The following is a 15,055-nucleotide window of genomic DNA, read 5'->3' on the forward strand; positions in this document are numbered from 1 at the left end:
GAAGCGCCAGGTTTTCCACCGGCCAAGCGTTGCCCGACCGCGCCCGCGCGGAAGGCCCCGCCGCCACGACGGGCGACGGGGCCTGACCGGAACGGCAACTCAGACGGTGACCGGTTCGCGCTCCTCCGTCGGGCGCCGCGCGGCGCGCTTCGCCGCACGGCGCTCCTTGCGGCCCTCCACCATCGAGTACAGCGTCGGCACCAGCACCAGGGTGAGCAGCGTGGAGCTGATCAGGCCGCCGATCACCACGATCGCCAGCGGCTTGCCGATGAACGCGCCCTCGCCGGTGAGGCCCAGTGCCATCGGCAGCAGCGCGAAGATCGTGGCCGCGGCGGTCATCAGGATCGGCCGCAGTCGCCGCCGGCCGCCCTCGATCACGGCCTCGCGCACCGGCATCCCGTCCCGCCGGTACTGGTTGACCAGGTCGATCAGCACGATCGCGTTGGTCACCACGATCCCGACGAGCATCAGCATGCCGATCAGCGCCGGCAGGCCGAGCGGGGTGCCGGTGAGCAGCAGCAGGCCGATCGCGCCGGTCGCCGCGAACGGGATCGACACCAGCAGGATCAGCGGCTGCACCAGGCTGCGGAACGTCGCCACCATGATCAGGAACACGATCGCGATGGCCGCAAGCATGGCCAGGCCCAGGTCGGCGAACGTCTCGGCCTGGTCGGCGCTGACGCCGCCGATGCTGTGCGTCGCGCCGGCGGGCAGGTCCACCGCGTCCAGCCGCGCCGTCAGGTCGGCCGTGACCGCGCCCAGGTCGGACCCGGTGGCCTTGGCCGACACGGTGGCGCTGCGCGCGCCGTCGGTGCGCCGCACCTGCACCGGACCGTCCACCACGGCTACCTCGGCGACCTGGCCGAGCGTGACGCCACCCGGCAGCGGCAACGCGCGCAGCGCGGCCACGTCGGCGGGGGCGGTGCCCGTGCGCAGCAGGACCTGCTGCGAGGCGCCGTCGATCGGCAGCTGGGTCACCGGCACGCCGCGCAGCGCCTGGGCCGCGAACTGACCGATGGCCTGCACGCTGAGCCCGCGGGCCGCCGCCGCGGCCTGGTTCACCGTGACCTGCACGCGCGGCGCGCTGACCGACAGGTCGTTGCTGACCTCGCCGACGCCCGGCGTCCCCGAGACGGCCTGCTGCACGCGGTCGGCGGCGTCCCGCAGCGCCTTCTCGTCGGGCGCGGTGACGAGCACGTCGATGGTGTCCGAGCCGAAACCGGACGCCGCCGCGCCGAACTTCACGTCGCCCGCGCCGGGCGTGTTCCCGAGCTGCTCGGTCAGCCGCTCCTGCAACGCCTCCAGGTCCGTGCCCTCCCGCACGGTGGCGCGCACGCTGGTGTCGCCGTCACCGCCGAAGCCGAACGCGGCCAGGCTGTTGTCCGTGCCGACGGTGACCTGGTAGGTCTCCACCTCGTCGGTCTCGGCCAGCACCCCTTCGAGCTTGCGCGCCGCCTCGTCCCGGGCGGTGAGGCTGGTGCCGGGCGGCAGCTCCTGCGTGCCCTGCAACGCGGTGCCGCCCGCGTTGTCGATGAAGTTGGTCTGCAGCGCGCCGGCCAGGCCGAGCGTGCCGCCGAAGATCAGCACCGCGATCAGCAACGTCACCCAGCGACGCGTGGTGGCGAACTTGAGCACGGGCACGTAAGCGCGCTGCAACGGGCTGCGCTTCTCCTTCTCCAGCGCCGCTTCCCGCGCCTTCGCCGCCTCCGCCGGGTCGGTCGGCACGGCCGGCCGCTTGAGGAACCAGAACGCGAGCACCGGCACGATCGTCAGCGACACCAGCAGCGACGCCAGCAGCGCCACGGTGACCGTGATGGAGAACGGCCCGAACAGCTCGCCCGCGATGCCGCCGACGAACGCGATCGGCAGGAACACCGCGACCGTGGTCAGCGTGGACGCGGTCACCGCGCCCGCCACCTCGCGGGTGCCGTCGAGGATCGCGCGCTGCTTCTCCTCGCCGTAGCCGAGGTGGCGCTTGATGTTCTCCAGCACCACGATCGAGTCGTCCACCACCCGGCCGACCGCGATCGTCAGCGCGCCGAGGGTGAGCAGGTTCAACGACAGGTCGCCGGTGTAGAGCGCGATCAGCGCGACCACCACCGACAGCGGGATCGACACCGCCGTCACCAGCGTGGACCGCACCGACAGCAGGAACAGCAGGATCACGACCACGGCGAACAGCAGGCCGAGCAGGCCCTCGGTGGTCAGGCCGCTGATCGCCTTCTCCACCTGCGGGCCCTGGTCGAACGCGACGGTGAGCGTGGAGTCCGCCGCCTCGCCCCACTCGCCGAGCTTCTCGCGGACCTGCTGCGAGATCTCCACCGCGTTGCCGTCGGAGGTCATGGTGACGCTGACGCCCAACGTGGGCTCGCCGTTGGTGCGGGTCAGCACGGTCGCCGCCGCGGGCGCGGACTCGACCTTCGCCACGTCGCCGAGCTTCACCGGGCCGGCGGGCGAGGCCAGCACCAGGTCGCGCACGTCGTCCACGGTCGCGACGGGGCTGCCGACCTGCACGGTCAGCGACTTGTCCGCGTCCGGCACCGTCCCCGCGGGCATCACCGCGCCCGCCGAGGTCAGCGCCCCGGTGAGGGCCTGCGGGTCGACCCGGGCCGCGCCCAGGCGGGCGTAGTCGACGGTGACGGTGACCTGCCGGTCCCGCTCGCCGCTCACCGAGGCCTCCCGCACACCGGGGATCGCCTCCAGGTCGGGCACGACCTCGGCGCGCAGCCGGGCCGCGGCCGCGATGTCGTCGTCACCGGACGTGGCGGCGAGCGCGATCACCGGGATGTCGTCGGTGCTGCCCTGCGCCACGGTCGGCTCGACGCCCTGCGGCAGGCGCGGCTGGAGCCGGTTCACCGCCTGCTGCATCTGCGCCACCGCGGCGTCGATGTCGGTGCCGTAGGTGAACATCACCTGCACCGTCGCGGAGCTCTCGGCGGAGCGGGTGAACACCTGCTCGACGCCGTCGACGCCGCGCACGGCCGACTGGACGGGCTCGGCGACCTGGCTGTCCACCAGGTCCGGCGACGCGCCGGGGAACGGCGCGATGACCACCGCGGCGGGCAACTCGATGGACGGGAAGAGCTGCTGCTTGATCGAGGGCAGCGAGAACACGCCGAAACCGATCACGAGCAGGCTGAGCAGCCCGACCAGACTTCGGTTGGCCAGGCTCAGCCGTGCCAGCACGGACATCGTGGGAATCTCCTTGGTGGGCGGACCTGCCTGCGCGTCGCTGCGCGAGGTGCCGCGGGCGGATGTGCGAACGGTGGCACACCGCACCTGAGAACAGGCTCAGACATGGGGTGATTCCACATCACCGAGAACCGCCCTGACCTGGGCGGACGTCATCACCGACACGGGCGGGCGACCCCGGTGATCTTCATCACCCACGGTGCGGCGGCGCCGGTTCAGCGGGCCTCGTCGGCGTGCCGGCGGCCGGTGTGGCGCAACCAGAGCAGGCCGAGCACGGGCAGCACGAGCGGGACGAAGCCGTAGCCGCCGCCGAAGTCCGACCACACCGTGGCGTCCGGGAACGCGTCGGCGAACACCAGGCTCACCGCGCCCACGACGAGCACCCCGGCCAGCTCCACGCCGCACGCCAGGTAGGCGACCCGCCGCGACACCACACCGGCCAACGCGGCCGTAGCCACGACGTACACGACCGCCGCGAACGCCGACAGCAGGTAGGCGTGCGGCGCCTGCTCGAACCGGGTGCCGATCTGCACGGCCGACCGGGCCGTGGCGGCGACGGCGAAGATCCCGTACACCGCGATGAGCATCCGGCCGGGACCGGACCGGGTCGTCTCCTTGAGCCCGTCGCGCCGCTCAGCCATGCGCGGACCAGAGCTGGTCGAGCCGCAGGACCATCACCGGCACGCTCAGGCACGCCACGGCCAGCACACCGGCACCCCACCGCGAACGGTCGCCCAGCGCCCAGAACGCGCCGACCGGCAGCACCGCGATCGACGCCAGCAGGTAGCCGAAGAACGTGGGCAGGTCGACCCCGCCCCGGTCGGCGCCGAGCACGCGGACCGTGGCCACCACCGACTGCACGAGCAACCCGGCTTCCAGCAGCACGACCACCGCGGCCAGGCCGAGGGTGGGCTTGGTGGCGAGCGTGATGGGCCGGTCGGTGACGACGAGCACCAACGACCACAGGGCCGCGACGAGCGCCACGACCGTCAACGCGGTCGCGAGGACTTGAATCATCTCCAGCTTCCCGGTCGGAACGGACTCACCGCCGCAACCTACCCGGCGTCACGACACGCCTGCTCGAAGCCCTCGTGCGACCGGGCGAGGCCGAGACGGCGGTGGGAGCGGTGCGCGTCCACGCGCTTCTGCCCGACGTGAACCGCCCGACCACCTCACCGTCCCGTTCGGCCGGCGCCCGGCTCGTCGTCGGCGAGCAGGGCGACGATCGCGGGCACCGTCCTGCCTGGTGGCTGCTGGTTCCACCCCGTCACACGCGTGCTGCGGTGCGGATCAGGTGTCGGACGCGATACACAGGGCGTCGACGGTGGAGGAGGGGTCCGTGGAGCCGGTGGTCCTGCGGGTGGGTGGCACGCTGGTCGGGTCGGCGATGAGGTTGTGGCTGACCAGGCGCCAGGGCCGGGCCGAGCGCACCGCACCGCTGGTCGACCTGATCGGGGCGAGGCTGACCGACGACTTCCAGCGGCGACGGTTCCACCGCGAGGTCGAGGCGCTCGTGGACGTCGTCGCCGAACGGCTCCTGCCACTGTGCCGGCAGGAGGCGCCGGGCCTGACCGAGCAGGACCGGCTCGCCGCGATGGCCGAGGTGGCGTCCGCGTTCGACACGGCCGACCTGTCCGACGCCGGGTTGTTCGAGGTGGACGTCGACCCGGCCAAGCTGGCCCGCCGCTTGCGCGCCGAGCTGCCCGCCGGGGCCGGGCTCGGCGAGGCGGCCTCGTGGTTCTACACCGTGCTGCTGGACGAGTGCTGCGCGTGCTTCGTGCAGCTCGTCGTGCACCTGACGCCGTTCGCGGCGCGGGCGAGCGCCGAACTGCTGGGCCGGGTGTCCGGTCTGTCCGAACAGGTCGGTCACGTGCTCGCCCGCCTGCCCGCGCCGACGGTCCTGGCTCCGCACGGCACCGCGAACGACGCCGGGTTCCGCACCCGGTACCTGCGACTGGTGAGCGAGTCCCTGGACGACATCGAGCTGTTCGGCGTGGACGTGCGCCGGTTCCGGCCGCGGACCACCTTGAGCGTGGCGTACATCAGCCTGTCGGTCAGCGGGGCGCAACGACGCGGGGACGTGGCCGACGAGGTGACGTGGTGGCGTGAGGGGTCGCGCGACCGGCAGGACGGCGCGGTGCGGGTGGAGCGCGCGCTCGCCGCGAACGACCGCATCCTGATCCGCGGTGAGGCGGGTTCGGGCAAGTCGACGTTGCTGCGCTGGTTGGCGATCACGGCGGCGCGCGGGGCGTTCCGCGGAGATCTGGCGGACCTCAACGGCCGCGTGCCGTTCCTGATCAAGCTGCGGGGTCACGCCGGCCGAGGCCTGCCCGGTCCCGAGGGATTCGTGGCGGACGCGGCGCAGCCGCTGGCCGCGATGATGCCGCCCGGTTTCGCCCACCGGCAACTGGAGTCCGGCCGGGCCCTGGTGCTCGTGGACGGCGTGGACGAGCTGCCCGCGGCCGAGCGCGCCGCCGTGCGGGTTTGGCTGGGCCGGCTGACCCGGGCGTTCCCGGACGCCCGCTGGGTGCTGACGTCACGTCCCGGTGCGGCGGCCGCGGAGTGGTTGCGGGCGGAGGGCTTCGGGTCGGCGTTCCTCGAGCGGATGAACGCCGCCGACGTCCGCGCGTTGATCCGCCACTGGCACCGGGCCGCGCGGGACGCGGGCGGTCTGCCGTGCGACGAGGCGGACCTGCCCCGGCACGAGGGCGCGTTGCTGAGCCGGTTGGAGGCCAACCCGCACCTGCGGGCCCTGGCCACCACTCCCCTGCTGTGCGCGATGCTCTGCGCGCTGAACCTCGACCGCCGCACCTTCCTGCCGCGCGACCGCCTGGAGCTGTACCGCACCGCGTTGACCCTGTTGCTGGACCGCCGCGACGCCGAGCGGCACATCCCCGGCGCGGCGGAGCTCACCAGCCAGGACCGCCGCCACCTGCTGCGCCACCTGGCCTGGCGGCTGTCGGTCAACGGCCGGTCCGAACTCGGCCGCGAGGAAGCCGTGCGCCGCCTGGCGGACCGCCTCACCGCGATGCCGCGCGTGGCGCACGACGCGGAGACCGTGCTCGACCACCTGGTGCACCGCAGCGGCGTCGTGCGCGAACCGGCGACCGGCCGGATCGACTTCGTGCACCGCAGCTTCCAGGAGTTCCTGACCGCCGAGGAGGCCGCCGATCAGGGCGACATCGGCCTGCTGGTCGATCACGCGCACCTGGACCAGTGGCGCGACGTCGTGGTGATGGCCGCCGGCCTGGCGATCGCCCCGCTGCGCGTCGAACTCCTCACCGGCCTCCTCGACCGCGCCGACGCCGAGCCGCGGCACCGTCGACGTCTCCACCTGCTGGCCGCGGCGGCGATGGAGTCCGACCCGGCCCTGACACCCGGGCTCGCCGACCGCCTGGAACGCTGCCTGGCCGAACTCCTGCCGCCCCGCCGCACCCTGGAGGCCCGGTCCCTCGCGGCAGGCGGCGAAGTCCTGCTCCCCCGGCTGCTCGCCGATCCGAGGGACCTGTCCGAAGCAGCCGCCGCGGCGACGGTCCGCACCGCCGCGTTGATCAACGGCCCGGACGCCTGGCCCGTGCTCGAACGGTTCGCCCGGGACCCCCGCCACGAGGTCCAGCGCGAGCTGGTCAAGGCCTGGCACTACTTCGACCCGGCCGAGTACGCCGACCGCGTCCTGTCCGACGCACCGCTGATCGACGGCCAGGCCACCGTCCACGACCAGGACCTCCTCCCCCACGTCGGCACGCTGCGCCACCTCACCGACCTGACGGCGAACCTGGAGAACCTGATCGACCTGGACCTCCTCGCCGATCTGCCGCACCTCACCTCCGCGTCGCTCGGCGGGCGGTTCGACGACGTCACGCCGCTGTCAGGCCACCGGCGGCTCCGCTCGCTCCTGCTCAGCTCGAGCCTGCCGGTCCGGTTGTCACAGCTCGTCGACCTGGACCTGGAGAGCCTGTACTTCTACCCGCGCGGCCACCCCGCCGAGCTGGCCGACCTCCCGCGGCTGCGCCGGCTGTCGAGCCTGGGCGTGCGGCAGCCCGCCTCCGCCGCCGACCTGGACCTGCTCGCCGGTCTCCGCTCGCTGACGCGACTGGCCGTCTACGACCACCCCGACGGCGCCGACTTCGCCGCCCTCCACACGCTCGACCGCCTGTGGGAGCTCGACCTCGGTCACATCGCCCACCCGGGACCGCTCGGGATCGACGGCGGACTGCGGCACATCGCCCGAGCCCTACCGTGGCTGGAGGAGGTCGGGTTCGTCAACGTCACCGACGTGGGCGACCTCGGCGAGCTGGCCGCCTTCCCGAACCTCCGGCGGACGTCGCTGCGCCACTGCGCCGTCGACGACCTCTCGCCGCTCGCCGCGATCCCGACCCTGGACACCCTGCGGCTCTCCGTGCCCGTCCCGGCCGGCCACCTCGACCAGGTCAAGGCGCTGACCCGGCTGTCGGTGCTCGACCTCCTGCCGAGCGAAAGGGCCGAGCGGATCGACCTGTCCCCGTTGGGGGACCGACGGTTGATCGTGCGCGTCTACGGCGACGACCACCGCGTTTCGGGCGTCGGTCCGGGCATCACGGTCGAGCGAGCCTCGCGCCGTGCCGCCAGACGTCGACCGCCGCGCCGATCGCCGTGATGTCGGTGGTCGGATCGCCGTCCACCAGCAGCGAGTCCGCGCGCGAGCCAGGCGCGACGCAGCCCCGGCCGGACAGTCCCCCATAGACGGTCGGCAGCCTGGTGGCGGCGGCCGGAACCACCCGATGACCTGCCGCCGGCTGCGCGGGTCCGCGGTGACCGGGCCGTCGCCGCCAGGTTCTGCGCACGACGGACGCGCACGGGTCGGCGGCGTGGACTCGATCACCGACTCGGACGAGCCGACCCGCGTCAGTCAACGCGGCCCACGCCGTGCAGCAGGGTGCCGACCACCCGCTGCGCCAGCGCGTCCGGTCCGAGGCCGTCGTCCGGACCGTGCACCGCCTCGCCGATCAACGCGTAGAACACGCGGCGGGCCCAGTCGAGGTCGGTCGCGGCGTCGAGCAGGCCGTCCTCCCGCGCCCGGCGCAGCAGCGCCAGGCAGCGGTCGTCGACCCGGCGCTTGCCCTCGGCGGCGGGTGAGTCGGCGTCGGTGAAGACGACGCCCATCGCGAACGGCCACCCGATCTTGACCCGCAGCACGTTCGCGGTGATCTCGTGCAGCGCGACCAGCGGCGGCGCGGTCTCGGGCCGGCCCGCGTCCAGCACCTCGTCCAACTGCCGCACGACGTCCGCCGCCATCGCCTCCACCAGCGCCTGCCGGTTGGCGAACCGCCGGTGCACGGTGGTGCGCGCGACGCCCGCGGCCTCGGCGATCTGCTCCATAGACGCGCCCGGGTTGACCGACAGCACGCGCTCGGCGGCTTCGAGGATCGTCCGCACGCTGCGCTCGGCATCGGCGCGCAATGGCCGCGTGGCTCCCAAGGTGGCTCCTTTCGCCACATCAATGGTACAGCTAGCCCATTAACTGGAACATGTTTGTTGCAGTTAATGGGCTAGCTGTGCCTAAGATGTCTCACATAACGTCCTGCTCAGTCGTTGGAGATGCCATGACCCACCGCCCCACCGCCCTCGTCACCGGCGCGTCCGCCGGCCTCGGCGTCGAGTTCGCCGGCCGGCTCGCCGCCCGCGGTCACGACCTCGTCCTGGTCGCCCGCTCCGCCGACCGCCTGCACGCCCTGGCCGACCGGCTGCGCCACGACCACGGGGTGGAGGTCGACGTCGTGCCGCAGGACCTGTCCGCGCCGGACGCGGTCGACTCGGTCGTGTCACGGTTGCGCGGCCCCGTCCACACCTTGGTGAACAACGCGGGCTTCGGCACCGCCGGCCGGTTCGAGGACATCCCCGCCGGCCACGACCGGGAACAGCTGATGGTCAACGTGGTGTCGCTGGTCGGCCTCACCCGCGCGCTCGTGCCCGGCATGCTCGACGCCGGCTCCGGGGCCGTGGTCAACGTCGGCTCGACCGCCGGGTTCCAGCCCTCGCCGTACTTCGCCACCTACAGCGCGGGCAAGACGTTCGTGCTGAACTTCAGCCTCGCGCTGCGCCGGGAGTACCGGGGCCGGGGCATCAAGGTGCTCGCGCTGTGCCCCGGCCCGACCGAGACCAGCTTCTTCGACCGGGTCACCCCGCGTGCCGCGATCGGCGGCCGGATGATGAGCGCCGAGGCCGTCGTGCGCGCGGCCCTCGACGGGCTGGACCGCGACCGCGCCTACGTCACGCCCGGCCTGCGCAACGCCCTCAGCGCCCACCTCGTCCCGCGCCGCCCGCGCCGGATGGTGGCCGCGATCGCCGAACGCGTGACGCGGACCGTGCTCCAGCCCTGAGCCTCACGCACCGCCCGACAGGGTCAGGTCGCCGAGCACCACGGTCGTGCGCGGTGCCGCCACCGCGTCCGCGACCCGTGCCACCACCTCGTCGAACACCGGGTCGTCGTAGTAGTAGCTGTGCCCGCGCAACGGCGAGGCGACCATGTCCGGGTCGGGGTCGAGGAACTCCGGGTCGCGCAGCCGCACGTCGTTGCCGCACCGCACGCCCCACAGCTTCGCGCCGGCGTGCACCCGCTCCTCGGCCGTCTCCGGCCACACCTGCACCGGGCCGCCCAACGGGTCGGTCGCGCGGTGCACGTTCCACCACCGGTCGCCGAGCTCGTCGTGCAGTCGGGCCAGCTCGGCGTGGCCGAGGTAGTGCGGGAACAGGCGCGAGTACGCCCACTGCAACTGCGACCCGTAGGTGACCAGGCCGACCCGGCGCAACGCGGCGACCGCGTCCGCCTGCCTGATGTACCGCTCGCCGTCGGCCGGGTCGGGCCGCTCGGCCTCGCGGCGCAGCAACGACAACGCGGCGAAGCACACCACGCTGCCCTGGCTGTGCCCGGACAGCACGACCGCGCCCACGTCGTGGTGCCCGGCCAACCGGACCGCGCGGGAGGTCAGCTCGATGGTGGCGCGCCCGCCGTAGGGCGGCGGGCAGATCGGGTGCGCCAGGCGCGGCCAGAACGCCACCAGGTCCCACACGATCCCGACCACCGTGCGCATCTTCGGGCTCTGCCAGGTCCGCACGCCCAACAACAACAAGACCAGCACTACACCGGACACCACGAGGCTGCCCAACGCGCCGAGCTCCCGCGCGGGGACCGTCGACAGCCAGTCGGCCAACCCCGCCGGCGGCGCGGCCCGCCACTGCGGGTGCGCGAGCCTCGCCAGCGCGAGCCCGCCACCCGCCAGCACCAGCACGCCCCCCAGCAACGCCAGCGCCCCCAGCAACCAGTGGTACCGGTACTTCGCCGCGGCCACCCGCTGCGTGAGCGCCACCTTCCCGATCCCCGGCCGATCCGGGCGTCCCGGGTAATCGGCGACGACCCCTTCCCGAACCGCCACGCCGATCGCGTGTCGCATGCAGGACACCGCGCCCACCGCGTACAGGGCCCCCGCCACCACCACGGCAGCCCAGAACCCCCACCCCTCGTGCGCCCACCGCAACCCCACCGCCACCGCCGCCGCCACCGACCCGGCCGCGAACAGCACCGCGCTGGACACCTGCCGCACCATCGCCGCCACGACCGGCGCCAGCAGCAACGGGAACGCGATCGCCAGCACACCCCACAACCCCGCGCCCACCAGGTAACTCGTGCTCAGCACCAACCCGGCGCGACCGGCCTCGGGCACCGGCTCGCCGACCCAGTCCACCACCCGGTACGCCAACCCACCGCTGAACCCGACCGCCAACGTCGTCGCCAGCGCCGCGATCACCACCGCCGCGTACCCGTGCCACAGAGGCCGGAACCGCTTGTCCGCCACCACCAGCTCGACCCCGCGCGCGGAGTGCCGCATCCGCACGCACGCCCCGAGCAGCACCAACAACAACAGCATCGCCAACGCCGACAGCACGTTCGTCACCGCCTCGAACCCGGCCAGCGGCGTCACCGCCCCCGACGACCCGGTCGGCACCCGCCACAGGAACGCCGTCGCCAGCCCCGCCGCCAGCAGCAGGTACAGCACCGATGCCCACTTGAGGGCCCTCGAGTCCACCTCCCGCCGATCCGGCGACATCACCACGCACCCGACCGCCCACGCCAGCACCAGCGCGCCCAGCCCGACCACCGTCCACGACAACACGTCCGACGGCCGATCCGGCTGCGCCGTCCGCAACGCCCCCGCGTACAACACCCCCACCACCGCACAGGCCGCAGCCACGTGCGCGTCCCGCAACACCGGCGTACGCGGCGACGTGTGCCAGAACGCGTAGTCCCCCAAGCTGCCCGTACGCGTCTCCCACACGTGGTGGGTGCCCTTGGGCTCGTACAAGAACGTCTGCCGCCCGAACCACCACAACACGGTGATGACCAGTCCCGGTGGAACCATGCCCACCAGCAACATGGCCCCGAACGGCCACCCGTCGAAGAAACCCAGGTGCTCCACCCGGCACGCCGCCGTGCCCGCGCACTGGCGCACCAACAACTCCAACGACACGTACGCCGTCGCCGTCACCAACATGCACGTCAACACCAGCGCCAACAGCCGCAGCACCGCCTCCGCGAACCGCCCCGCGCCCAGCAACGTGTAACGGGCCAGGTTCAAGATCGCGAAGGGGATCAGCACCAACCACAACGCGCGACTGGCCCCACCCGACGTGAACCGCCCCCAGTGGAACGCCTCCACCATCCGCTCCCGCCCGGTGCCCACCGCGCGCACCGGCTTGCCGGCGCGCAGGAACCGGGCGACGTCGTCCCCGGCCACCGCCGTGGGGAACGGATCACCGAGCATGTCCTCCGGCGGCGTGCCCGAGACTCCGTGCACCCGCAGTTCGACCACGTCCTCGGGACGCATGCACTCACCTGCCGTAGGTCGCCGTGAGGTGTTACCTACCGGATCGCCCACGCGCGGTGACCCGTTTCAGCGGAACTCGCCCTGATCGGCCCGCACGCCACCCCGGGCGCTCCGCCACCCGCCCGAACGTCGGCGAAACGCACCGGAATGGCAACGCGAGTCACTCGAATACATCGTCAATCGATGTGCACTCACCACTCGAAGAAGGCGATAGACCTTCACCTGCGCAACGCGTAACGGAATGAGAACAACAGCTATCGGACGACGGGCCGCCGGTGAGAATAAGGCACCCCCCGAGCGACAACCCTGGCGGCGAACTGGCCGCACAAATGCGGAGTCGCATTTTCTGCTACAGCGGAGTGCAAGGACACAGGCGTATTCATGATCGATACAGCACAACCCGCGCGCCCGGCGGAGGTTCCCGTGCTCCAACCGGTCGACGGCATGGACCGGCTGGTCTCCCTCCTCGACGACGTGACGGGCGACAAGCCGAGGTTGCCACCCTTGGTGGTCGTGGCGACGTCGCCCGACCCGGCGCGGAGCACCGAGTTCCTCGCCGCCCTCACCGCCCGGTTGTCCGGCTCGGGCGACAGCGTCCTGGTGCCGCACGCCCACGCCGACAAGGCGCTGGTCGACTCGGCGGCCGAGAGGGAGCTGCTGCCCTGCGCGGCGCTGCTCGACGAGATCGTGCAGCGGCTGCAGCTCCGCATCCCGCACGGTGCCGGGCGGAACTGGAAAGCCCGTCGGTGCCGGCTGGTCCTGGACGTCCTCGACGTCGACGGGAAGATCGGCGCGGCACGCCAGGACACGCGCAGGGCCATGCTCCTCACGCAGCTGTACGAGCGGTGGGCGACTCGCAACCCGCTGGTCGCCTGGCTGCGGAGGATGAACCGGAACGAGTTCCCGGTGCCCCTGATCGGCGCGTTGCTCACCGCGGTCCTGAGCGGCCCGCTCAAGTGGTCGCACACCCGGAGGCTCACCAGCCGCGCGACGCGGTGGTTCAGCGACGCGGTGCGGAGCAGGGTCGGCGAACCGGGCGACTTCGCGTCCCAGGCGCTGTGGCTGCTCGCCAGCGGGGGCCTGGACGCCGAACGCCGCGACAAGCTGCACCGCCAGGTCCTGGTCAAGGCGCTCCTGATGGACCTGTCCGACCTGGTGCGGCCGGGCCGGCTCTCACCGCGCCGCCGCCGTCGCCGCTGGACGCCGGTCCTGCTGCTGGACGGTGCGCAGCCCCGCGTCGCCGACCTGCTCGACGAGTTCGGCGCGCAGGTGAAGCTCCTCGACCCGGCCCCTGTGCTGGTCGTCGGTGCGCTGGACCCCCAGCACGCGGAGCACGTGGCCGCGGGCGCGCGCACCGTGCCCGATGCCGCCGACGCGGTGAACCGGTTCGTCGACGGCGACCGGTCGGTGCTGCCCGAGCCGCCGTACCTGGCGGTCCGGTTGCCCGTGGACGGCGAACGGGCCGCGGAGCACAACCCGGCCGTCCGGACGTGGATCGACTCGCACCGCCACGTCGCACCGCGGGTGCCCGGCCTGTCGGCGGTGGCACCACTCGCCGTCGTGGTCGCCCTGCTGGCCGGCGCGAGCGGGTTCGCCGCCCACCAGTACCTGCTGGGCGGCTGCTCCGACACGAAGATCAACCTCTCCGGTGAGCGCGTCGGCGTGATCGAGAGCGGGTGCAGCTTCGTCAGCGGCAAGGCCGTCGACAACCCGCGCGTGCCCGCCCTCGCGACCCTCGAACGGCAGGCCGCCGAGAACAACAAGGCCGTGGACAGGCTCAAGGACCGGCAGGGCAACCCGCGCTACTACCGCACGGTCATCTTCTTCGGCCCGCTGACCCGGGCCGACCAAGCCGAGAGCACGGCACCACCGAACGCGATCTGGCAGTTGCAGGGCGTGGTGAACAAGCAGGAGGAGCACAACCAGCTCGCGGACAGCGATGACGGCAAGGTGCCGGTGAAGCTGGTCCTGGCCAACAGCGGGGACCGGTTCGCCGACGGGAAGTGGGTCGCCCAGCGGATCGCGGAGCGCGAGCGGGCCGGGCGCGGCGAGCTGGCGGCCGTCATCGGCATCTCCCAGAGCAGGCCGCAGGCGCTGGAGGCGGTCGGCTCACTCAGCGGCATCCCGGTGATCGGGGCCGCGATGTACGGCAGCGGCATGACGGCCAACCCGAACATGTTCCTCTCGTCGCCGTTCAACGCGGCGTTCGCCGAGGAGATCGCCAAGTGGGTGCGGGCACAGCCCGGCGTCCGGGGCGCCTCGGTCGTCCACGACCCCGACGACACCTACTTCAGCAAGGAACTGCAAGCCGACCTGCGCAGCCGCGACATCGGCTCGGACGACAAGGACGTCGTCGCCCGGGAGGTGCCCTCCGGCAACGGCATCGCCGAGCCCACGTTGAAGAGGCAGGACGTCGAACGGCTGTGCGCCGAGGCCGACACCGTCGTGCCGGTCATCGCCAGCCGGGGTGACCAGCTGCTGAAGCTGCTGTCCATCGGTGCGGACGTGAAGGCGTGCAAGGACCGCGCGGACCGGCCGATCCGGATCATCTCGGGTCCGGGTGGCATCGTGGTGGCGGGATCGGGCGTCCTGGCCGACTACCCCTGGGCGAAGGTCTGGGTGACGGGCCTGGCCGGCACGGCCGAGCGGAGCGAGTGGGTCGCCGGCGCCAACTCCTTCGGCATGGCAGCCCAGGCGATCGCCGACGCCCACCACGACACCACCCAGGTACCGGTCTGGGACGTCTCCCAGGTCCTGGCCTGCCTGCGGGACCCGGAGTTCGACTACGACGGCCTCAAGCCCAACGTCCCCGGTGTCGGTGACGGCCGGGTGCACATCATCGAGCCCGCGGTGGGCTGAGAGCGGGCACGGCTTCACCGCCGCACCGGGAGGGCGACCGCACGACTGCGTTCTCCGCCGTCGGGCCGGCCGCGAGAATCAGGGCCGGTGCCGACGTGCGGCCTGCCGGCACGCGTTTCGTGACAGGGCGCCGTCCCGACCGC

General features: G+C 72.9%; 8 protein-coding genes. 3 read left to right on the forward strand and 5 right to left on the reverse strand.

All coding sequences use genetic code 11. The features are described 5' to 3' along the window. Positions 1 to 99: 99 nt before the first annotated feature. The 3 genes from FHX81_RS07510 to FHX81_RS07520 all read right to left on the reverse strand — a co-directional run bounded on the left by FHX81_RS07510 (position 100) and on the right by FHX81_RS07520 (position 4,209). Positions 100 to 3,192, reverse strand: coding sequence for an efflux RND transporter permease subunit (locus FHX81_RS07510; protein ID WP_141976363.1), 3,093 nt, complete (start codon positions 3,190 to 3,192; stop codon positions 100 to 102). Positions 3,193 to 3,407: 215 nt separating this feature from the next. After that, positions 3,408 to 3,833: a hypothetical protein gene (locus tag FHX81_RS07515; RefSeq protein ID WP_141976365.1), complete on the reverse strand. Its 426-nt coding sequence runs from the start codon at positions 3,831 to 3,833 to the stop codon at positions 3,408 to 3,410. Beyond that, positions 3,826 to 4,209, reverse strand: a complete 384-nt coding sequence (locus tag FHX81_RS07520; protein ID WP_141976367.1) for a hypothetical protein — start codon at positions 4,207 to 4,209, stop codon at positions 3,826 to 3,828. The genes FHX81_RS07515 and FHX81_RS07520 overlap by 8 nt, the downstream gene beginning before the upstream one ends. A gap of 322 nt (positions 4,210 to 4,531) precedes the next feature. On the opposite strand from FHX81_RS07520, the gene FHX81_RS07525 reads away from it, so the two are divergent. Continuing rightward, entirely contained in the window at positions 4,532 to 7,828 is a 3,297-nt protein-coding gene (locus tag FHX81_RS07525; protein ID WP_246107679.1) for an NACHT domain-containing protein, read from the forward strand. A 248-nt stretch (positions 7,829 to 8,076) separates the two neighbouring features. On the opposite strand, the gene FHX81_RS07535 is transcribed toward FHX81_RS07525, so the two are convergent. Continuing rightward, entirely contained in the window at positions 8,077 to 8,649 is a 573-nt protein-coding gene (locus FHX81_RS07535; protein WP_141976369.1) for a TetR/AcrR family transcriptional regulator, read from the reverse strand. A gap of 125 nt (positions 8,650 to 8,774) precedes the next feature. Between FHX81_RS07535 and FHX81_RS07540 the strand changes: the two genes are divergently transcribed. Further along, positions 8,775 to 9,551, forward strand: a complete 777-nt coding sequence (locus FHX81_RS07540; RefSeq protein WP_141976371.1) for an SDR family NAD(P)-dependent oxidoreductase — start codon at positions 8,775 to 8,777, stop codon at positions 9,549 to 9,551. Positions 9,552 to 9,554: 3 nt separating this feature from the next. Here the strand turns inward: FHX81_RS07540 and FHX81_RS07545 are convergent, their stop codons facing one another. Then, positions 9,555 to 12,053 carry a hypothetical protein gene (locus tag FHX81_RS07545; RefSeq protein ID WP_141976373.1) on the reverse strand — a complete coding sequence of 833 codons (2,499 nt, stop codon included), beginning with the start codon at positions 12,051 to 12,053 and terminating at the stop codon, positions 9,555 to 9,557. Between the two features lie 423 nt (positions 12,054 to 12,476). Between FHX81_RS07545 and FHX81_RS07550 the strand changes: the two genes are divergently transcribed. Next, entirely contained in the window at positions 12,477 to 14,912 is a 2,436-nt protein-coding gene (locus tag FHX81_RS07550) for an ABC transporter substrate-binding protein (RefSeq protein ID WP_141976375.1), read from the forward strand. Positions 14,913 to 15,055 lie beyond the last annotated feature (143 nt).

This window comes from Saccharothrix saharensis, assembly GCF_006716745.1.
Lineage (GTDB): Bacteria > Actinomycetota > Actinomycetes > Mycobacteriales > Pseudonocardiaceae > Actinosynnema > Actinosynnema saharense.

What these genes read in the sequence shown, in the direction of transcription:
- FHX81_RS07515 (WP_141976365.1), bottom strand. Translation starts at nt 3,833, where the DNA reads ATGGCTGAGCGGCGCGACGGGCTCAAGGAGACGACCCGGTCCGGTCCC.
- FHX81_RS07540 (WP_141976371.1), top strand. Translation starts at nt 8,775, where the DNA reads ATGACCCACCGCCCCACCGCCCTCGTCACCGGCGCGTCCGCCGGCCTC.
- FHX81_RS07520 (WP_141976367.1), bottom strand. Translation starts at nt 4,209, where the DNA reads ATGATTCAAGTCCTCGCGACCGCGTTGACGGTCGTGGCGCTCGTCGCG.
- FHX81_RS07510 (WP_141976363.1), bottom strand. Translation starts at nt 3,192, where the DNA reads ATGTCCGTGCTGGCACGGCTGAGCCTGGCCAACCGAAGTCTGGTCGGG.
- FHX81_RS07545 (WP_141976373.1), bottom strand. Translation starts at nt 12,053, where the DNA reads ATGCGTCCCGAGGACGTGGTCGAACTGCGGGTGCACGGAGTCTCGGGC.